The sequence below is a fragment of the Comamonas sp. wu1-DMT genome (assembly GCF_040187805.1).
Taxonomy (GTDB): Bacteria; Pseudomonadota; Gammaproteobacteria; order Burkholderiales; family Burkholderiaceae_C; genus Comamonas; species Comamonas thiooxydans.
On the sequence record NZ_JBANEM010000009.1, the window covers coordinates 63,207 to 83,084 of the forward strand.

General features: G+C 64.7%; 16 protein-coding genes and 2 pseudogenes. 11 read left to right on the forward strand and 7 right to left on the reverse strand.

Features of this window, described 5'->3' with window-relative positions:
- Positions 1 to 124 precede the first annotated feature (124 nt).
- Complete coding sequence (locus tag V8Z78_RS14180; protein WP_349731578.1) at positions 125 to 1,003, forward strand: alpha/beta hydrolase; 879 nt, start codon at positions 125 to 127, stop codon at positions 1,001 to 1,003.
- Here the strand turns inward: V8Z78_RS14180 and V8Z78_RS14185 are convergent, their stop codons facing one another.
- The 3 genes from V8Z78_RS14185 to V8Z78_RS14195 form a co-directional block, all read right to left on the reverse strand.
- Complete coding sequence (locus tag V8Z78_RS14185; protein WP_349731579.1) at positions 1,004 to 1,738, reverse strand: SOS response-associated peptidase; 735 nt, start codon at positions 1,736 to 1,738, stop codon at positions 1,004 to 1,006.
- 4 nt (positions 1,739 to 1,742) lie between these two features.
- Positions 1,743 to 2,483, reverse strand: a complete 741-nt coding sequence (locus V8Z78_RS14190; RefSeq protein WP_057094080.1) for a 16S rRNA (uracil(1498)-N(3))-methyltransferase — start codon at positions 2,481 to 2,483, stop codon at positions 1,743 to 1,745.
- A 180-nt stretch (positions 2,484 to 2,663) separates the two neighbouring features.
- Positions 2,664 to 3,770 carry an aminoglycoside phosphotransferase family protein gene (locus V8Z78_RS14195; protein WP_054074287.1) on the reverse strand — a complete coding sequence of 369 codons (1,107 nt, stop codon included), beginning with the start codon at positions 3,768 to 3,770 and terminating at the stop codon, positions 2,664 to 2,666.
- 243 nt (positions 3,771 to 4,013) lie between these two features.
- Here V8Z78_RS14195 and V8Z78_RS14200 point away from each other — a divergent pair, with 243 nt between their 5' ends.
- The 3 genes from V8Z78_RS14200 to rsmA all read left to right on the forward strand — a co-directional run bounded on the left by V8Z78_RS14200 (position 4,014) and on the right by rsmA (position 8,666).
- The gene (locus tag V8Z78_RS14200; protein WP_349731616.1) at positions 4,014 to 6,359 is read left to right on the forward strand and encodes an LPS-assembly protein LptD; all 2,346 of its coding nucleotides are present in this window, start codon (positions 4,014 to 4,016) and stop codon (positions 6,357 to 6,359) included.
- A gap of 14 nt (positions 6,360 to 6,373) precedes the next feature.
- Positions 6,374 to 7,801 (forward strand): peptidylprolyl isomerase, encoded by a 1,428-nt coding sequence (locus V8Z78_RS14205; protein ID WP_012840313.1) that lies wholly within the window; start codon positions 6,374 to 6,376, stop codon positions 7,799 to 7,801.
- A 103-nt stretch (positions 7,802 to 7,904) separates the two neighbouring features.
- The gene (rsmA, locus tag V8Z78_RS14210; protein ID WP_057094077.1) at positions 7,905 to 8,666 is read left to right on the forward strand and encodes a 16S rRNA (adenine(1518)-N(6)/adenine(1519)-N(6))-dimethyltransferase RsmA; all 762 of its coding nucleotides are present in this window, start codon (positions 7,905 to 7,907) and stop codon (positions 8,664 to 8,666) included.
- Positions 8,667 to 8,728: 62 nt separating this feature from the next.
- Here rsmA and aptA read toward each other — a convergent pair whose 3' ends face one another.
- Positions 8,729 to 10,084 carry an omega-aminotransferase AptA gene (gene aptA, locus V8Z78_RS14215; RefSeq protein ID WP_179627355.1) on the reverse strand — a complete coding sequence of 452 codons (1,356 nt, stop codon included), beginning with the start codon at positions 10,082 to 10,084 and terminating at the stop codon, positions 8,729 to 8,731.
- 337 nt (positions 10,085 to 10,421) lie between these two features.
- Positions 10,422 to 10,676, reverse strand: coding sequence for a DUF2061 domain-containing protein (locus V8Z78_RS14220; protein WP_003066898.1), 255 nt, complete (start codon positions 10,674 to 10,676; stop codon positions 10,422 to 10,424).
- 197 nt (positions 10,677 to 10,873) lie between these two features.
- On the opposite strand from V8Z78_RS14220, the gene V8Z78_RS14225 reads away from it, so the two are divergent.
- The 3 genes and pseudogenes from V8Z78_RS14225 to V8Z78_RS14235 all read left to right on the forward strand — a co-directional run bounded on the left by V8Z78_RS14225 (position 10,874) and on the right by V8Z78_RS14235 (position 12,926).
- Positions 10,874 to 11,386: a GNAT family N-acetyltransferase gene (locus V8Z78_RS14225; protein WP_057094075.1), complete on the forward strand. Its 513-nt coding sequence runs from the start codon at positions 10,874 to 10,876 to the stop codon at positions 11,384 to 11,386.
- A gap of 26 nt (positions 11,387 to 11,412) precedes the next feature.
- Positions 11,413 to 11,970: an NUDIX hydrolase gene (locus V8Z78_RS14230; protein WP_003066904.1), complete on the forward strand. Its 558-nt coding sequence runs from the start codon at positions 11,413 to 11,415 to the stop codon at positions 11,968 to 11,970.
- Between the two features lie 58 nt (positions 11,971 to 12,028).
- Positions 12,029 to 12,926 (forward strand): annotated as a pseudogene (locus V8Z78_RS14235) (DMT family transporter).
- Between the two features lie 22 nt (positions 12,927 to 12,948).
- Here V8Z78_RS14235 and V8Z78_RS14240 read toward each other — a convergent pair.
- Positions 12,949 to 13,869 (reverse strand): LysR family transcriptional regulator, encoded by a 921-nt coding sequence (locus V8Z78_RS14240; RefSeq protein WP_046460417.1) that lies wholly within the window; start codon positions 13,867 to 13,869, stop codon positions 12,949 to 12,951.
- Between the two features lie 158 nt (positions 13,870 to 14,027).
- On the opposite strand from V8Z78_RS14240, the gene V8Z78_RS14245 reads away from it, so the two are divergent.
- The 4 genes and pseudogenes from V8Z78_RS14245 to V8Z78_RS14260 all read left to right on the forward strand — a co-directional run bounded on the left by V8Z78_RS14245 (position 14,028) and on the right by V8Z78_RS14260 (position 18,691).
- Positions 14,028 to 15,038: a Bug family tripartite tricarboxylate transporter substrate binding protein gene (locus V8Z78_RS14245; protein WP_054074293.1), complete on the forward strand. Its 1,011-nt coding sequence runs from the start codon at positions 14,028 to 14,030 to the stop codon at positions 15,036 to 15,038.
- 176 nt (positions 15,039 to 15,214) lie between these two features.
- On the forward strand, positions 15,215 to 16,831 hold the full coding sequence (locus V8Z78_RS14250) for a gamma-glutamyltransferase family protein (RefSeq protein WP_314352539.1): 1,617 nt from the start codon (positions 15,215 to 15,217) through the stop codon (positions 16,829 to 16,831).
- A gap of 199 nt (positions 16,832 to 17,030) precedes the next feature.
- Positions 17,031 to 17,955 (forward strand): annotated as a pseudogene (locus V8Z78_RS14255) (RNA polymerase sigma-70 factor).
- A 238-nt stretch (positions 17,956 to 18,193) separates the two neighbouring features.
- Entirely contained in the window at positions 18,194 to 18,691 is a 498-nt protein-coding gene (locus V8Z78_RS14260; RefSeq protein ID WP_003066920.1) for a carboxymuconolactone decarboxylase family protein, read from the forward strand.
- Positions 18,692 to 18,851: 160 nt separating this feature from the next.
- On the opposite strand, the gene V8Z78_RS14265 is transcribed toward V8Z78_RS14260, so the two are convergent.
- The gene (locus V8Z78_RS14265) at positions 18,852 to 19,835 is read right to left on the reverse strand and encodes a Bug family tripartite tricarboxylate transporter substrate binding protein (protein WP_003066923.1); all 984 of its coding nucleotides are present in this window, start codon (positions 19,833 to 19,835) and stop codon (positions 18,852 to 18,854) included.
- Between the last annotated feature and the right edge of the window lie 43 nt (positions 19,836 to 19,878).

A 19,878-nucleotide genomic window follows, 5' to 3' on the forward strand; every position in this document is an offset into this window, starting at 1 on the left:
CGGCAGCTATCCTTTTGGTGGCGATAGTGTTGAATTCCCAGGGACGGGTCGAGGATTGCCACGGTTGACGCGGGCGGGGGGGCGGCTGCATCCTGCAAGCTCTTGCCAGCTGAAGAGACCGTGCATGACGCCTACCGATACCCGTACCCAGACGACGCCCCGGCTGCTGCATATGGCCGCATCGGACGCCACCCAGCTTGCGCTGCGCGACTGGCCGCTGGCGCCGGGAGTCAAGCCCCGTGCCCAGGTGCTGCTGGTGCATGGCCTGGGCGAGCACAGCGGCCGCTATGCCGCGCTGGCGCAGCGGCTCAACGAGCTCGGCTTTGCGGTGCGGGCCTATGACCAGTACGGCCACGGCCTGTCGGGCGGGCCGCAGGGCGGCCTGACCAGCGATATGCGCTTGCTCGACGATCTGGCCGTGGTGCTCGATGCCACGCGTGCTGCCATGCCCAGGCATCAGCCCCTGGTGCTGCTGGGGCACAGCCTGGGTGGACTGGTGGCTGCTGATTTTGTCGCGTCAGGCCTGCGTCATGTGGACGGGCTGGTGCTGTCCTCGCCGGCGCTGGCCCTGCATCTGTCGGGTGTGCAGAAGGCGCTGGTGGCGAGCCTGCCCAGGCTGCTGCCCAATCTGCGCGTGGCCAATGGCGTGCAGTCCGCCTATCTCTCGCATGATCCGGATGTGGCTCTGGCCTATGACGCCGATGCACTGCAGCACCGGCGCATCAGCGCCCGGCTGGCGCGCTATATGGCCGAGGGTGGCCGCCATGTGCTGTCCAAGGCCACGGCCTGGTGCGTGCCCACGCTGCTGCTATGGGCGGGCGAAGACAAGCTGGTCAACCCGGCCGGCAGCGCTGCCTTTGCCGCCCAGGCGCCACGCGATCTGGTGCAGTCCCAGTGCTTTGAGGAGGCCTATCACGAGATCTTCAACGAGAGCCCCGAACTTGCCGCGCCGGTTTTTGCGCGGCTCGAGCAGTGGCTGGAACAGCAGTTTCCAGCCCCCTGATTACCACTGCTGTGGCGGCTGCTTGCGGCCTTTTTCCACCGGGTTGGCACGCAGTTTTTCCGCAGGGTAGGGGCGCAGAAACTCCTTGGCCTTGTTCACCTTGGCATTGAGCCAGGCGTCGTATGCGCCTTCGTTGAGGATGGCCGGCATGGCCTTGTCGTTGCCGGGCTGGCCGTAGCGGTTCATCAGCGCATGGGCATTGGCATTGATGGTGATGAGGGCGTAGCTGACGATGACCTCGCCGTCCTCGCCCACCCAGCGCGCCCAGACGCCGGCGGCGCCCATGGGCTGGTTGTCCACGCGGGTGATACGGGTCGGCAGGGGCTTGCCGGGGCGCAGGTCGTCGACCTGAAAGGCCTGCAGCGGCACGATGCAGCGCTGGCCTGCCAGCCAGGCATCGCGAAAGGCCGTTCCCGTGGTCAGATTGTCGATTTTTGCATTCACCAGCTTGAGCGCGCGCAGGCGGCCGTCCGAGGCCGATTTGACCCAGTGCGGCACCAGACCGAAGCTGGCCGGCACCAGCAGCCGTTCCACCGGCAGTGCGGGTGCTCCTTCTTCAGGAGCTGTAAACGTACGTCCCAAGAGCGTTGCAGAGGACTCTGTGGCAGCGTTGATGATGATGCAGCCAAGGCGGCGCGGGGTGATGGTGCTTTCGGGCCTGGGCTCGGGAGCCTCAACGCGAAAGTTCTGCAGATAAAACTCGGGCTTGGCCAGAGAGAGATGACAGCTGCTCATTGATTTACTCCAGGGCCAGCAGGGACAGGGCGGCAACAGATGCCGTTTCAGCGCGCAGCACGCGGGAGCCGAGGCTGGCAGGCTTCCAGCCCTGCTCCAGGGCCAAGTCTTCCTCCTGGGCGGTCAGACCCCCTTCGGGGCCATGCAGCACCCAGACTGCCTGAGCATCGCCGGCGGCAGTACGCAGCGGTTGATTGCCTTCGCGCAGCGACAGCACCAGACGCGTCGCATCGGTGGCAGGGGCATCCTTGCTGCGCAGCCAGTCGGCCAGCGGCAGGGGAGCGTGAATCACGGGTACCTGGTTGCGACCGCATTGCTCGCAGGCCGAGACGGCAATCGACTGCCAGCGCTCGATCTTCTTGTCGGCGCGGTCGCCCTTGAGCTTGAGCACGCTGCGCGCCGCCATCACGGGCTGGATGCTGGCGACACCCAGCTCGGTGGCTTTTTCCACCAGCCAGTCCATGCGCTCGTTGGCGGGCATGCCGACGACCAGGTGCACGACACGTTCGGCTTCGCGCTCGGCGGGGCTGTGGCTGTCCACGCGCACGCCCACATCGCTGCGGCCCATGTGGGTGATGGTCGCCTGGAACTCGCCGCCGGTAAAACCGTTGCCGGTCTGGCCCTCAAACAGGGTGATGACATCGCCGGGCTGGTGGCGCAGCACCTGCACATGGCGGGCGGCACCTGCAGGCAGGTCCAGCTCGTTGCCGATGTGCAGTGGAATAGGGCAGTGATAGCGCGGCATAGGGAAAAATTCGGGGTTCGTGATTCATGGTGCCACGCAGAGTCCGTAGCTCGCAAAACTGGCGCTGAATCACCTCAGGGACGCCAAGCAAGGGCCGCCCCGCAGCGAGGGCGTCGTCCCCCTCCCGCATTGTGAAGCAAGGCGAGAGAGGGGGAAGCGGCAAAGCCGCTCAGGGGGTATTTACATTCTTCCGTAGGCGTAACCGACCTGCGTCTGGATACCCTCGATCTCGTCGATCAATTTAAGGAACGGGCCCAGCGCGCGGTAGCGGTTGCAGGTGGATCGGATGTAGTGGATGAAACGAGGCGCATCGGCCAGATACTTGGGCTTGCCGTCGCGCAGCGTCAGGCGCGCAAAGATACCCGCAACCTTGAGGTGGCGCTGCAGACCCATCCATTCAACCCCACGGTAGAACTCGCCGAAGTCATCACCCCAGCCGCTGGCGCTGTTGGCGCCCACCAGGCCGGCCTTGCGGGCCTTTTCCCAGTAACGGATGGTGATGTCGATGATGAAGTCCTCTTCCCAGCTGATGAAGGCATCTCGCAGCAGGCTGGCGATGTCATAGGTGATGGGGCCGTAGACGGCATCCTGGAAGTCCAGCACGCCCAGCGGCGCGCCGCTTGCCACAGGCTGCATCAGGTTGCGCATCATGAAGTCACGGTGCACATAGACGCTGGGAGCCTGCAGATTGTGGGCGACGATCTGATCGAAGGTCTTGCCGAGCAAGGCCTGCTGCTTGTCGTCCAGCGTGAACTGGCGGTGCTTGGCGATGTACCAGTCGGGAAACAGCTGCAGCTCTCGGCGCAGCAGGGCCTCGTCATAGAGAGGCAAGCTGCCGGTATTGCCGGCCTTGGAGGCCAGTTGCCAGTCCAGCAGCACCTCGATGGCCGAGCGGTACCAGGCTTCGGCATCCTGGGGTTTTTCGGGGTTCAGAGCCTCGATGACGGTTTGGCCGCCCAGGTCGCTGAGCAGCATGAAGCCATGAACGGCATCCCAGTCCAGGATCTGCGGCACGCACAGGCCAGCCTGGTTCATCAGGCCCTGAACCTTGGCAAAAGGCGCGCAATCTTCCTTGTCTGGCGGCGCGTCCATGACGATCAGGCTGCTTCCATCGCTGCGATCCAGGCGCAGATAGCGGCGAAAGCTCGCATCGGCCGAAGCGGGGCGCAGGGTTGCGGGAAGCAGCTGGTACTTTTGAGCCAGCGGTGCCAGCCAGGCGTCGAATGCGGCGTGGCGGGCAGAATCTGCCCAGGCAACGCCAACTGTGGGGGTGATAGGAGCGGTCATGGATAATCGGATTTTACAAACCGATGCCGCCGCATCTGTGGACAGTGGTGCTAGGCTCTCGGTTTTCTGTTGACGTGTGCCTGGGCACGCGCGCTTTTGACGTTCAAGATCATCGTGCAATCCCCATCCCATCCGCGAGATTTCCTACCTGCCTGCCCTGCCCGTTCGACGCGTGCGGGAGCTGCTCGGCCGGTGATTCGTCCTCTGGCATGGGCTGTGGCACTGGCATGGGCGGGTGCTGGCATGCAGGCCTATGCCCAGTCGGCCGAAACGACAGCGTCGTCCTCCGCCAGCGTCGCGGGCGAGCTGCCAGCCTTGGAACTCAAGTCCAGCAGCGCGCTGCAGGAGAGCTATCCTCAGGAAGTGCGTGACCAGCAGCCCATCTATATCAAAGGTGACAGCCTGTCCGGTCAGCCCGATCTCAAGGCCTCGGTTCATGGCGAGGCAGAGTTGCGCCGCGGCGACACCATGATCCGCGCGGACAAGCTCGACTATGCGGTTCCGGACGACAGGATCAACGCCGTGGGCTCGGTCCACATCAACCAGGCCGGCAATGTCTACGAGGGTACGGTGCTGGATCTGCAGATGGATGCCTTCAAGGGCCAGTTCGACAATGCCAACTATCGCTTTCTGGCCACGGGCGGCCATGGCGAGTCCTCGCGAGTGGATTTCATCGACAAGGATCGTTCGGTCGTCCATGACGCCACCTACACCACCTGCCAGCGCGATGACGAGGCCAGCTGGGAGCCGAGCTGGGTGCTCGAGGCCAAGACCATTCATCTGGACATGGCCGAAGAGGTGGGGGTGGCCGAGGGTGCATCCCTGAAGTTCAAGGGCGTGACCGTCCTGCCCGTGCCGCGCATGAGTTTTCCGCTCTCGGACAAGCGCAAATCGGGCCTGCTGCCGCCCATGATAGGCATGGACAAGCTCGGCGGCATCGAGTATTCACAGCCCTATTACTGGAATATCGCCCCCAATCGCGATATGACCATCACGCCCACGCTGATGACCAAGCGCGGCGTGAATCTGACGGGACAGTTCCGCTATCTGGAGCCCAGCTACTCGGGCGAGACCTATGCCAGCTACATGCCGGGCGACAATCTGCGCAACCGCGATCGCTGGGGTTATTCCTGGCAGCATCGTGCGAGCTTCGATACGCCGGTCGGCGGTCTGGGGCTGAACCTCAATCTGAACCGCGTCAGCGACGGTGATTACTGGCGCGACTTCCGCCTGGCTCCCGTGGCGCTGCGCCAGCGCCTGCTGCCCAGCACGGCCAATCTGAGCTGGGCCAAGGGCGATGGGGTGCTGAGCCTCAATGTGCTGCGCTATCAGGTGCAGCAGGATGTGACTTCGCCGATTGCGCCGCCCTACAGCATGGTGCCGCAGCTGCAGTACCGCTACACGCCGCTGGACCTGCCGCATGGGCTGGATTTCTCCGTGGTGGCCGACACCACACGCTTCGAGCTGATTCGCCCCATCACGGGTCAGGTCGGCAACAACGGCCAGCGCAGCTATGTGCAGGCGCAACTGAGCCGGCCATTCCTGTCTCCCGGCGCCTTCATCACGCCCAAGCTGATGCTGCATACCTCCATGTATCAGACCGATCAGCTGATGAGCAACGGCAGCAAGAGCGCCAACCGCACTCTGCCCACCTTCAGCCTGGACAGCGGCCTGATCTTCGAGCGCGACACCTCCTGGTTCGGCAAGAATCTGTTGCAGACCTTCGAACCCCGGGCCTTCTATACCTATACGCCCTATCGCGATCAGAGCATGCTGCCGCTCTACGACACGGGTCGCAGCGATTTCAACTTCGCGAGCATTTTTTCCGAGAACGACTATGTCGGTCAGGACCGCATTGCCGACAACCATTTGATGACGCTGGGCGCGACCTCACGCTTCATCGACCCCGAAAGCGGTGCGGAAAAGCTCAAGTTCGCCGTGGCCCAGCGCGTTCGCCTGTCCGATCAGCGCGTGCTGCTGCCCGGTGAGGTGGCTGCTACCAGTAAGCTGTCCGATATCCTGCTGGGTGCGGCCTTCAACTGGACCGACAAGTGGTCGCTGGAAGGCACGACCCAGTACAACAAGGACTTGAACCGCACGGTGCGTACCACGGCCACGGCGCGTTACAGCCCGGGCAACTATCGCACCTTCAACATCGGTTACCGCACGCAGCTGGATACGGTCACCAAGAAACCCTCCAGCGAACTGGTGGACGTGGGCTGGCAATGGCCCATCAACGACCTCTGGGGCGACAAGGGCAAGGATCTGGGCGCCGGTCGCGGCCAGGGCGGTGGCCGCTGGTATGCCGTGGGCCGCCTCAACTACTCCATCAAGGACAACAAGCTGGTGGATACCGTGGTCGGCCTGGAATACGACGGTTGCTGCTGGATTGGCCGTGTGGTGCTGGAACGCCTGCAAAGCTCGGTCATCCAGTCGAATCTGCGTCTGCTGTTCCAGATGGAGTTCGTGGGCTTCTCGCGCCTGAGTTTTGGTGCCGATCCCACCTCCAGCCTCAAGCAGAATGTGCCGCGCTATCAATATTTGCGTGAGGCGGTGACTCCGCCCAGCCGCTTTACCAATTACGATTAATCAAGGCTTTTTTCATGCGTTTTTTCTCCAAGACATCCAATGCATGTGCTGTTGCCGTGGCACTGGCTGTAATGGCTGCCGGTGTGCAGGCCCAGGGCCTGAAGAGCCCCGGCAGCAAGGCCAAGGCTGGCAATGACTCCTCCATCTCGCGCGCATTGGAGGCGACGGCCCAGCCCTCGGGGCGCCAGGCTCCGGTAGCCGCACAGGGTGTTCGCTCGGCCGATTACATCGTGGCCGTGGTCAATTCCGAACCCATCACCAATAACGAAGTGCGTGCGCGCATGGAGCGCGTTGCGCAGAATGTGACCGAGCAGGGCGGGCAGCTGCCGTCCCAGAGCGAGCTGGCCCGCCAGGTTCTGGAGCGCCTGATTGTCGAGCGCGTGCAGCTGCAGGAAGCCAAGGACACGGGCATCAACATTGACAACATGACGGTCGATCAGGCCGTGGCCAATGTGGCGCGCCAGAACAATACCGACAAGGCCGGCCTGGTGTCGCGCCTGAAGGCCGAAGGGATTTCCGAAGCGCAGTTCCGTTCGGAGATCCGCAACCAGATGCTGATGCAGCGTGTGCGCGAGCGTGATGTGGACGGTCGCGTCAAGGTCGGGGAAGCAGACATCGATCGCTATCTCAAGGACCAGAAGCGCCCCGGCGATGCGGCTGCGGGTGCCGCAGCCAATCTGGGCCACATCCTGATCACCGTGCCTGAAAACGCCAGCCCTGCCGTGGTGGCGGAGCGCGAGGCCAAGGCCAAGCAGGCGGCAGAAGCCGCTCGCAAGAACCCCGACTTCATCGCTGCCGTGCGGGAGTTTTCGGATGTCCCCAACGGTCAGGGTGGCGGCGCCATGGGCATGCGCCCCATGAGCGATTACCCCGAGCTGTTTTCTCAGCAGGTGGGCAATTCGGCTGTCGGTGCCATCGTCGGTCCGTTTCGTTCGGGCGCAGGTTTCCACGTGCTCAAGGTGCTGGAAAAATCTCAGGCCGGAGCGCCTGTATACATCACGCAGAACCACGCCCGCCATATTCTGCTGACCGTAGGCGATGGCATGACCGAAGCGCAGGCGGCCAAGCGTCTGGAGGACTACAAGCGTCGTGTGGAAGCCGGCCAGGCCACCTTCCAGCAACTGGCCCAGGAGTTCTCCAAGGACGGCAGCGCGCGCAATGGCGGTGATCTGGGCTGGTCCTCGCCCGGCCAGTTCGTGCCCGAGTTTGAACGCGTGCTCGACAACCTGCAGCCGGGCCAGATCAGCAACCCCGTGGTGTCGCGTTTCGGCGTGCACCTGATTCAGCTGATCGAGCGCCGCCAGGAAAAGCTCACCGAGCGCGAGCAGCGCGAAATGGTTCGCAACGTGGTGCGCGAGCGCAAGGCCGAGCAGGACTACGAAACCTGGCTCAAGGAACTGCGCGGCAAGGCCTTTGTGGAATACCGCGAGCCACCCCAATAAGCCCATTCAATCCGCTTGAAGTGCCCGGTAATGTCATCATTGCGCACCGGGCATCGGAGCTCCACCTCATTCCAAGCGGTGCCCAGGCACCGCTTTCGCATTCATGAAACATATTCCCCGCAAGCGCTTCGGCCAGAATTTCCTGACCGACGGCGCCATCATCGACAACATCGTCCAGGCCATCGACCCCAAGGCGGGCGAACCCATGGTCGAGATCGGCCCCGGCCTGATGGCGCTGTCGCAGCCCCTGGTCGAGCGCCTGGGCAAGCTCACCGTGATCGAGCTGGACCGGGACCTGGCGGCCCGTCTGCGTCTGCGCGACGATCTCAATGTGGTCGAGTCCGATGTGCTCAAGGTGGACTTCCGTGCGCTGGCTGCGCGACTGGGCGTGGCCAAGCTGCGCGTGGTCGGCAATCTGCCCTACAACATCTCCAGCCCCATTCTTTTTCATCTGCTGGAGCAGGTGGATGTGGTGCAGGACCAGCACTTCATGCTGCAAAAAGAGGTCATAGACCGCATGGTGGCGGACGCCGGCACCTCGGCCTACGGCCGTCTGTCGGTGATGCTGCAGTGGCGCTACGCCATGGAGGATGTGCTGTTCGTGCCGCCGGGCAGCTTCAATCCGCCTCCCAAGGTCGACAGTGCCGTGGTGCGCATGATTCCGCGCGAGCAGCCTGCGGATCTCGATCCCAAGCTGCTGGAAGAGCTGGTGCAGGTCGCTTTCAGCCAGCGCCGCAAGATCCTGCGCAACACCCTGGGCAAATGGCTGGAAGCCAAGGGCTTTGCCGGCGAGTTCGATCTGCAGCGCCGCGCGGAAGAAGTGCCTGTCGCCGAATTCGAAGCCCTGGCGGCACAGCTCTCCTGAACTTGGATAAAAAGGCTTCAATCGCTTTTGGGAAAAGCGATTGAAGCTATTGATTTAGTAGTTCAATCGGTGGCCTGCAGCGCATCGCCGAGTGCGTTGATCAGCCGCTCGATCTCGGCCTGCTCGCTGATGAAGGGCGGCGCCAGCTGAATCGTGTCGCCGCCGTAGCGCACATAGAAGCCGGCCTCCCAGCATTTCATGGCGATCTCATAAGGGCGCCTGGCGGGCTCGCCAGGCAGGGATGCAATCGTGATGCCCGCCGCCAGGCCGATATTGCGGATGTCCAGCACATGCCTGGCGTCCTTGAGGCTGTGCACGGCCTGCTCGAAGAAGGGGGCCAGCGCGCGCACGCGGCCCGGGCCGTCTTCGCGCTGCAGCAGATCCAGTGCCGCAATGGCTGCCGCGCAGGCCACGGGATGGGCTGAATAAGTATAGCCGTGGGCAAATTCCAGCATGTACTCCGGCCCGCCGGCCGCCATGAACTGCTCATAGATGGCGGGCGTGACCACGCAGGCTCCTAATGGCTGGGCGCCGTTGCTGACCTGCTTGGCGATATTCATGATGTCCGGCGTCACGCCAAAGGCCTCGGCCGCCGTCATCGCTCCGAGGCGGCCAAAGCCCGTGATGACCTCGTCGAAGATCAGCAGGATGTCGTGCTGGGTGCAGATCTCGCGCAAACGCTGCAGATAGCCGGTGGGCGGAATCACCACGCCGCCCGAGCCCGACATGGGCTCCACGATCACGGCGGCGATATTGCTGGCGTCATGCAGGGCGATCAGATCGAGCAGCCGGTCTGCCAGGGCGCGTCCGTCTGTCTGGGGCTGGCCCTTGAAGAACGAACCGGGTGGCGGCTGGGTGTGCGGCAGATGGTCGGCTTCAATCCCTTGGCCGAACATCTTGCGGTTGCCCCCCATGCCGCCCACAGAGATGCCGCCAAAGTTCACGCCGTGATAGCCCTTCTCGCGCCCGATCAGCCGTGTCTTGGAGCCCTGACCCCTGGCGCGCCAGTAGGCGCGCGCCATCTTCAGCGAGGTGTCGGCCGCTTCCGAGCCCGAGCCGGTGAAGAACACATGCTCAAGCCCCTGGGGCATCAGGGCCACGATGCGGTTGGCCAGCGCGAACGAGGCAGGGTGGCCGAACTGGAAGGCGGGAGCGTAATCGAGCTGCAGCGCGGCCTTGCCAATGGCCTCGGCGATCTCGCGGCGGCCATGGCCCAGCCCCGAGCACCACAGGCCCGAGAGGCCGTCGAAAATGCGCCGGCCATCGGCATCGCTGTAGTAGGCGCCCTGTGCGCCCGTGATGATGCGGGGCCTGGCCTTGAAGTTGCGGTTGCCGGTGAACGGCATCCAGTGGGCGCTCAGCCATTGTTCGTCGTGGCGCGCGAGGTCTGCGGATGTCTGGCGGTCTGCAAGCTGCATGGGAACTCCTTGGATTCCCGGCCATTGTTGGCCTTGGGCCCGGTTTGGCAAATAGCCGCAAACCCATGGGCGCGAGTCCGAATTGGCATCTTCAGCATGACTTATCCACAGTATTTTCTGATGCGGGAGAGTCAGGCTCGGATGATTTTCTGGCGTGAATGATCAGAAGCTCACAAAGAGCCTGGGATATTCAATATTTACCCATGGCTTATCAAAAAGCTTGTACACATAATTTCTACAGATCGCGAAGATGGCCGTTACAGTCGCCCAGCATGGCCAGGGACTGCAGCAGCCATTGCGCAAAAGTGGTGGGGTGGTCGGCGTTCATAGACGGCTCTCAGGCGCTCAGTGCCTGTCCGGCAAGCGCTTGCTGCTCGCGTTTCTTCAGGCGGCGCTCCCAGACTTTTTCATGGAAGAAGAAGGCAAAGGCCTGGACCGTGGGCTCGAGCAGGCTCAGCGTCAGCGAAGCAATCAGATTGCCGGTCACGGCATAGGCGACGCAGGCGGCCACGGTGATGTGTATCACGTAGTAGCTGGCGGTCTTGGTCAGCGTGAGCTGGTTTTGGCGCAATGTCTTGATCAAGCGTGTCATCTGTTTCTCCCTGTGCGATGAATGAATGTTAGGGAGGATGGCGATGCATTTCCAATTGAGAATCATTACTATCGCCATAGCGCCTACAGACTGCTGCGAGATGAACGGCTTGCTAAGCTATGTGCCGGATTTTGATTGAAATTGGCTGTCAGCCATTGACTGATAAGCGTTGACAACTATTGATTTGAGAGTTTTTGATGACGGAGTCGATGCCAATCCAGCTGCGCGCGCTGGGAGCGGACGATGTGGATGCCGTGATGCGCATACAGCAGCATTGCTATGGTGCGGACTTTGCCGAGCCGCGCGAGGTGTTTGTGCGCCGTTTGCGGACGGCCGGGCATTGTTCCTGGGCGGCCGAGCAGGGCGGGGAACTGGTGGCCTATCTGGCAGCCTATTGGTCGCGCCCCGGAGCCATCACGCCGCTCAACGGCGACTTTGCCGAATATGACGACGCCTGCGTGCTCTATCTGCACGATATGGCCGTGTCCGAGGCTGCCGCCGGCCAGGGCCTGGCGCGGCGCATGGTCCAGGTCCTGAAGGCGCAGGCCAGAGCGCGCGGCGTGCAGCGCACGGCACTGGTTTCGGTGCAGGGTTCGCGGCTTTACTGGGAGCGTCAAGGCTATGTGGTCGAATCCGTGACAAATGCTGCGCAGCAGCAACATTTGGCCAGTTACGGCGAAGGAGCGCTCTATATGGTGGGATTTATCTGACACATCGTCGGGTTGGGACAAGGATAATGCCGGCCATGCCCAATCGCTGGAAACCCAATGTGACTGTCTCGGCCATCATCGAACGCGATGGCCGTTTTTTGCTGGTGGAAGAACAAACGGCGGATGGACTGCGTCTGAACACGCCGGCCGGTCATCTCGACCCTTCCGAAAGCCCTGTCGATGCCTGTGTGCGCGAAGTCATGGAAGAGACGGCCTACAGCTTCACGCCCACGGCTCTGGTCGGCATCTACATGAACCGCTTTGTGCGCACGCGCACGGGCTCGGACATCACCTATCTGCGCTTCGCCTTCACGGGCGATCTGGGCATGCACCATGCCCAGCGCCATCTGGACGACGGCATCGTGCGCAGCGTCTGGCTCTCGCTCGATGAGCTCAAGGCCACCGAGCATCTGCATCGCAGCCCCATCGTGCTGGAGTCGGTGGGCGATTATCTGGCCGGCCAGCGCTATGACATAGGCCTGATTCATGCCGATGCCAGCATCTACAAGGTGCCGCAGCTGACGCGCCCGGTGCCGGAAGAGGCCGGTGCCACGCTGGACGATGTGCTGGTGCAGATTCACTGATATTGGCATTCGGCAGTTGTGACAGGCGTGCAGGCCGGGGCTGTGCACAATGTCCTGTATGTCTGTAGCCAGCCTGATCCGACTCATGACACTGGCCGCCCTCTGGGGCGGCAGTTTTTTTATTCATGCGCGTGGCCGTATCCCATCTGGGGGCCGTGCCCACGGCCGTGGGACGCGGCCTGTTTTCGGCGCTGGGCCTTGGCGCGGCGTTGTTTGCCATGGGCTACCGGCCCAGGCCAGGACGCTATCTTTGGCCCTTGCTGGGGCTGGGTGTCATCAATTCCGGCATCCCCTTTCTCATGTACGCGCTGGCGGCCCAGGTGCTGCCATCGGGCTATAGCGCCATCTTCAATGCCACCACGCCTCTGGTTGCTACCGTGGTGGGAGCGCTGGTGTTTGCCGAGGCGATCACGCCCGCGCGTGTGGTGGCGGTGCTGCTGGGGATTGGCGGTGTGGCGGTGCTGGCCCAGGCCGGGCCGCTGGATCTCGGCAGTGCCGTGCTGGGAGGCATGGCTGCCTGTTTTGTGGCCACGGTCTGCTATGCGTTTTCCAGCTATCTGACGCTCAGGCTGGCCGGTGCCAATGCGTGCGTGGACACGCGCGCTGCCGTTTTCATCAGCCAGCTCGGTGCGCTGATGGTGCTGACGCCGGCGCTGCTCATCGACATGGCGCTGGAGTCCGGCATGCTGGCCAGGCTGCAGGCCGCTCCGCTGCTGGCATGGGGCAATGTGGCGCTGCTGGGCCTGTTGAGCACGGCTCTGGCCTATGTGCTGTATTTCCGGCTGATTGCCGATGAAGGCCCGCAAAAGGCGCTGACCGTGACCTTTATCGTGCCCGTGTTTGCCGTGCTCTGGGGCTGGGCCCTGCTCGATGAGTCCTTGACCATCGCTCATGCCATGGGTGGCGGGCTGATTGCGCTGTCGCTATGGCTGGTGCTGCGCCCCAAGGCGGATTGAGTCGGCGCGAGCGGCTGCCGTATCACCAGGCTGCGGGCAGGCGCAGTTGCAGCAGCTCCAGAAAGGACTGCGCCGCATGCGGCAGCGTGCGGCCGGCCAGGGTCTGAACCTCGATATCGCGCAAATCCATGCCGCGGTCGCTGAGTGCCACGGCCACGAGCGCGCCTGTGGCCACCATGTCGCGGGCGGCGATTTCGCTGGCCACGGCGACCGCTGCGCCCTGGGCCGCAAAGTTCAGCAGCGTCTTGCCGTGATTGCTCTCCAGGGCCGGCGCCAGCATCAGTCCCTGGCGGCTGCAGGCTGCATCCAGCAACTGGCGCACGGCCGTGCTGGGTGGCGTCAATGCCAGCGGATAGCGCACCAGCCTTGCCAGTGCCACGCTGCGCTCCTGCGCCAGTTCATGGCCGGATGCCACCAGCGCCAGCACGGGCGCGGCTACGCGGCAGGCGACGGCGATGCCGGGCTCGGGGGCCCGGCTGAAACACAGGCCTATGTCGGCCGTGCCGGTACGCACGGCACCGGAAACCTCGTGCGTGGGAAGCACCGTCACTTCGAAGACGATGCCGCCGTGCTCGCGCTGGAAGGCCGCGCACAGGCGCGGCAGGAATTCACTGGCGAAGGCATCGGAGCTGGCGATGCGCACCTTGCCGCTGCGCAGGCCCTGCAAGGCCTTGATCTCGTCGAGCGCGCGCTCGGCGTCCAGCCCTGCTCGGCGCGCATGATCGGCGAGGATCTCGCCGGCGGCGTTGAGCACCATGCCGCGCGGGCGGCGCTCGAACAGCGGCGTGCCCAGCCGCTCCTCCAATGCCGCAATCTGGCGGCTGATGGCCGAGGCTGCCACATGCAGTCTTGCCGAAGCCTCGCTCAGCGATCCGCATTGCGCGACTTCGTGGAAGTAGCGCAGCGCGGTGTCTTGCAGCAGCAAATGGCGGGACTCGGGCATGGCAGGCGGTGGCGGCAAAGCGCCATTGTGCCCGGTTTGCTGTTTTGGCAACGACGGCTTGCAAATTTGCCGATAGCGGCAAATGCCCCGGTTTTCTAAGATCTCCCGTTCGATGGTCGCCAGGCAGCGGCCAGCCCTCCATTTCTGCAGGAGTTGCCATGCGGGCACGGTTTACTGTTTCAACGACGCGCCGCCAGTGGCTTCAGGCCGCTGCGGCCGTGGCCGGTGGTTTGCTGGCCTTTCCGGCCCTGGCCCAGGGCGAGGCCGCCTGGCCCGGCCGACCGGTGCGCGTGATCGTGCCGTTTCCGGCCAGCGGCGCCACCGATCTGGTGGCACGCGTGATCGCGCAGCGCGTATCGCAGGAGCTGGGCCAGCAGCTGGTCATAGACAACCGGCCCGGCGCCGGCGGCACCATAGGCACGGCCGAGGCCGCCAAGGCGGCGGCCGACGGCTACACGCTGCTGTTCACCACCAGCAGCACGCATGCGATTTCGCCACATCTGATGCCCAGGCTGGCCTACAAGGCGGACAAGGATTTCAGTCCCATTGCGCATACGGCGGATGCGGCCAGCGTGCTGCTGGTCACGCCCTCGCTGCCGGTCAAGAGCGTGCAGGAGCTGATTGCCTATGCCAGGGCCAATCCCGGCAAGCTCAACTACGCCACCAGCGGCAATGGCACCATCGTGCACCTGAACACCGCCGCCTTTGCCGCCCAGGCCGGCATACAGCTCGCCCATGTGCCCTACAAGGGCACGGCGCAGTCGATCACCGATCTGGCGGCAGGCCAGGTGCATCTGCTGTTCGACTCCATTCCCACGGGCATGCCCCATGTGGCCAGCGGCCGCCTGCGTGCCCTGGCCGTGACCGGCGACAGGCGCAGCACGCTGGCGCCGAATCTGCCCACGGTGGCCGAATCCGGCCTGCCAGGCTATTCCTCGGTCACCTGGTTCGGCCTTTACGGCCCGGCCGGCATGAAGCCCGAGCTGGTCGGCAGGATCAACCAGGCCTTCAACCGCGCCATCCAGAATCCCGAGGTGATCGCCAGCCTGGCCAAGCAGGGCGTGGAGCCCGCCAAGCCGCAGACGCCCGCGCAGTTCGCTGCCATGGTGCAGGCCGACAGCGCGCGCTGGGCCAAGGTCATCAGGGACAACCACATTACTTTGGAATGACATATGCAACCCCCTGTGCGGCTGCGCCGGGGGGACGGCATCCTCGGCTCGGCGCCCCCGGCTAGGCGCCCCCGGCTAGGCGCCTCCCGCCGTGAGGCGGCTCTTGCTCGATGCCTATGGCCTGGGGCGTGCCAGTTTTAAGCGCGGCGCCCATGAATCACTGATCGGACTTAGATATGACAAACCTCATCAAGGACTGGACGCTTCCCTATGCCTCGCATCGCTCGCCGGTGCTGGGGCGCAATGTGGTCAGCACTTCGCAGCCGCTGGCCGCGCAGGCCGGCCTCTCCATGCTGCTGGCTGGCGGCAACGCCGTGGATGCGGCACTGGCCGCGGCGATGACGCTCACGGTGGTCGAGCCCACGGGCTGTGGCATTGGCAGCGACGGCTTTGCCATCGTCTGGGACGGCAAGGAGCTGCACGGCCTCAACGCCTCGGGCCGCTCGCCTGCGGGCTGGACGCCCGACTACTTTGCCCAGCTCGGCGGCATTCCGGAAAAGGGCTGGAATGCCGTGACCGTGCCCGGCGCCGTGTCGGCCTGGGTGGCGCTGTCCAAGCGCTTCGGCAAGCTGCCCTTCGCGCAGGTGGCCCAGCCCGCCATCGACTATGCACGCAACGGTTTCCCGGTCTCGCCCACGATTGCCACACTGTGGGAGCTGGGCGGCAAGAAACTGGGCGACCAGCCCGGCTTTGCCGAGTGCTTTCTGCCCGGTGGCCGCGCTCCCCGAGCCGGTGAAGTGTTCAGGAGCGAAGCCCATGCGCGCACGCTGGAAGAGATTGCCGAGACCCTGGGCGAGTCCTTCTACCGCGGCGCGCTGGCCAGGAAGATGGTCGAGCATTCGCGGGCCTGCGGCGGCGTGATGAGCGAGGAAGACCTGGCCGCGCACCAGGCCGACTGGGTGGGAACGGTGTCGCAGAAGTTCGGTGACTCGGTGATCCACGAGATCCCGCCCAACGGCCAGGGCATTGCGGCGCTGATGGCGCTGGGCATGCTCGACGAGCTGGGTGCGGGTGGCGATCCGATCGGATCGCAGCCGCTGGACGGCGTGGACAGCGTGCACCTGCAGATCGAGGCCATGAAGCTGGCCTTTGCCGACCTGCACCAGTACAACGCCGACCTTGACCATATGCGGGTCACCCCAGCGCAGCTGCTGGACCGCGACTACCTGCGCGAACGCGCGCAGCTGATCGATCGCGAAAAGGCCAGCGACCCTCGCTGCGGCGCGCCCCGGCCCGGCGGCACGGTCTACCTGGCGACGGCCGATGCCAGCGGCATGATGGTCTCCTTCATCCAGTCCAACTACATGGGCTTCGGCTCGGGCGTGGTCGTGCCGGGCACGGGCATCAGCCTGCAGAACCGCGGCCACGGCTTTACCACCGAGGCCGGTCATGCCAACCAGGTCGGTCCGCGCAAGCGTCCCTCGCACACCATCATTCCGGCCTTTGCCATGCATGCCGACGGCAGACCGCAAATGGCGTTCGGCGTCATGGGCGGCCCGATGCAGAGCCAGGGCCATCTGCAGATGGCCCTGCGCGTGCTGCGCTACGGCCAGAACCCGCAGGCTGCGGCCGATGCGCCGCGCTGGCGCGTGACCGGCGGCAAGGGCGTGGCCGTGGAGCCGTCCTTCGATGCCGCCGTGGTTGAGCAGTTGTGCGCACGCGGCCATGAGGTCAGCATCGAGGCCGGCCATGGCGTGTTCGCTTTCGGCGGCGCGCAACTGGTGCTGCGCGATGGCGAGCACTACATCGCGGGTTCCGATCCGCGCAAGGACGGGTGCGCGGTGGGGTATTGAGGTCCCCCCCTGAGCCGCTGCGCGGCTTCCCCCGGAAGGGGGACGACGCCTTCGCCGCGAGGCGGCTCTTGCTCGGCGTCCCTGGCTCGAAGTGCGCCAGTTTTTGGCTGCGTTGTCACAAAAGCTGTGCGTTCTGCGTCTAAGGCTTGGTGCCTGTCACACTGGGTGGCTGGCCCGGCCTATTTGCAGGAGACATCACGTGAGCCCCACTTCCCACACTGCGCCGCCCGCCGATGCGGGACTGCAGGATTTCGAGCGCCATCGCCCGCGCCTGTTCGGGCTGGCCTATCGCATGCTGGGCCAGCGAGCCGAGGCCGAGGATCTGGTGCAGGATGTCTGGCTGCGCTGGCAGGACAGCGAGCGCACCTCCATTGCCCAGCCCGAGGCCTGGCTGGTGACCACGGCCACGCGGCTGGCCATAGACCGGCTGCGGCGCCTGCGCGTGGAGCGTGAGCACTATGCGGGCTTCTGGCTGCCCGAGCCGCTGGTCCAGCCCTGGTCCGAGGCCGCTCCCTCGGCCGAGGAGCTGCTGGAGCAGGCCCATGATGTTTCCACGGCGCTGCTGTTCGTGCTGGAGCAGCTGACGCCCGAGGAGCGCGCGGCCTTTTTGCTGCGTGAGGTCTTCGATGCCGACTACGCCGAAGTGGCCCAGGCGCTGGGCCGCAGCGAGGCCGCCTGCCGTCAGCTGGTGCACCGTGCGCGTGCCCATGTGAAGGCCGGACGGCCGCGCTTCGAGGCACCCGCACAAGCCCATGCCGAGCTGCTGCGCCGCTTTGCCCAGGCTGCGCGGGGGGGGCGATCTGGCGCAGATCCAGGCGCTCTTCGCGCCCGATGCCGCGCTGATCAGCGACGGCGGCGGCAAGGTGGCATCCTTTGGTCACGTGCTGGAGACCGGGCGCCGCCTGGCGCTGCTGTACTTCGCCACGGCCCGGCGTCTGCGCCGCGACGGGCAGGAGCAGAGCCTGCATCTGGCGCGGGTCAATGGCCTGCCGGGTCTGGTGCGCTGTGTGGACGGCCAGGTGGAGTCGGTGCAGACGCTGCTGGTCGAGGACGGACTGATCCGGCGCATCTACACGCTACGCAATCCGGACAAGCTGACCCGCGTGCTGCTGCCGCCTGCCTGATTGCCTGATGAGTGAGGCCCGTCGCAGAAGGCGAAAAAACAATAGCTGTTACCGTCAGTCAATCAAAAGCTTCAGATGGTTTTATTGCTGAATTTGTTTTGCAGCAGGCGATGGCAGCTATGTTTATTGATAGCCCGGCGATGAAGGGCGAGGTCTGTCACAAACCGCGCCGCTGCCGCGTCTAAGAGGCATGGGCCGGCCGCAGGGGCGGGCCTGCAATGCCTCAAGGAGTATTCACATGGCCGACATCGCCAACCCCACCGCCAGCCCTATTGCTATCCCCACGCCGCGCCTGGACTTCCGTGCGCTGGCACCCGAGCTCTACAAGGCGCAGGCCGGCCTCAACGCTCAGATCGCGCGCTCCAGCCTCGGTGTGCAGCTGCTGGAGCTGGTCTATCTGCGCGTCTCGCAGATCAACGGCTGCGCCTTCTGCGTGGACATGCATGTGCGCGAACTGCTCTCGCGCGGCGAGGACCTGCAGCGCATCAACAGCGTGGTGGTCTGGCGCGAGGTGGACTTGTTCGAGATGCGCGAGCGCGCCGCGCTGAACTGGGCCGAGCGCTGCACCCAGCTGAGCCAGGCCCATCCCGGGCAGCAGGACTTCGAGGCCCTGCGCCCCTACTTCAGCGAGCGCGAGATCGTGGAGCTCAGCTACGCCATCGGCTGCATCAATGTCTGGAACCGTCTGTGCGTGGGCTTTGCGGCTCCCGTGGAGAAAAAGCCCATCACAGTCTGAGCGGCTGTACGGCTTCCCCCGTTGCACGGCGCCCGTGGCACGGCGCCTCTCTCGCTGCGGGAGCGGCGCGGCCGTCGCCGCCCTGACTTGGATTGCGCCCAATTCATGCGTTATGCCATCGGCGCGAGCGGGTTTGTGCTCTCAGATCGTGAACACGCTCTCAGTTCTGGGTGATCTTGCGTTCCTTGACCACCTTGCCCCATTGCTCGTATTCCTTCTTCATGAAGGCCGCGAACTCGGCCCGCGTCGTGGGCTGGGGCGTCAGGCCGTGGACCTTGAGCGCCTCGGCCACGCCGGGGTCCTTGAGCACCTTGACGATTTCCAGGTTCCAGCGGTCCAGCACGGGTGTGGGGGTCTTGCCGGGGGCGACGAAGGCATACCAGTTCAGCGCCTCGAAGCCGGGGAAGCCGGCTTCGGCCACGGTGGGAATATTGGGCATGTAGGCCGGGCGCGTCAGGCCCGTTGTGGCCAGCGGAATCAGCTTGCCGGTCTCGACATGCGGCAGGGCCGTCGGGGGCGCGGCAAAGTAGGATGTGACGCGCTCGCCCAGCAAGTCCTGCAGGGCCGGTGCACCGCCCTTGTAGGGCACGTGAACCATCTCCACGCCAGCGCGCTGGTTGAACAGCTCGCCCGCCAGATGCGAGGCCGAGCCCGCGCCGGTGGAGGCATAGTCCACGCTGCCGGGGTTCTTCTTGGCCTTGGCCACGAACTCGGCCAGGTTCTTCACGCCGGCGCCCCTGTGCACCACCAGCACATTGGGGAAGTTCACGCCGCCAGAGATGGGTGCCAGGTCGGTGAAGGGGTTGTAGCCCACCTTCATGATGTGGGGGGCAATCGTCAGCGGGCCGATGGAGCCGAACAGCAGCACCGAGCCGTCGGTCGGCGCCTTGGTCACGAACTGGTGGGCGATATTGCCGCCCGCGCCGCCCTTGTTGTCCACCACCACGGTCTGGCCGATGTTTTCGCCCAGCTTCTTGGCAATCATGCGCGCCGCCGCGTCGGCGGCGCCGCCTGCGGCAAAGCCCACGACCAGGGTCACGGGCTTGTTGGGCAGCCAGTCGGGAGCGGCCTGTGCCGCCGAGCCCAGGCTCAGCAGAGAGGCGGCCACGGCCGTGGCGCGCAGGAAATGGCGTTTGTTCATCATGGGATGTCTCCTTGGTCGGAAAGGAATGCCGGTATTCCGGCTG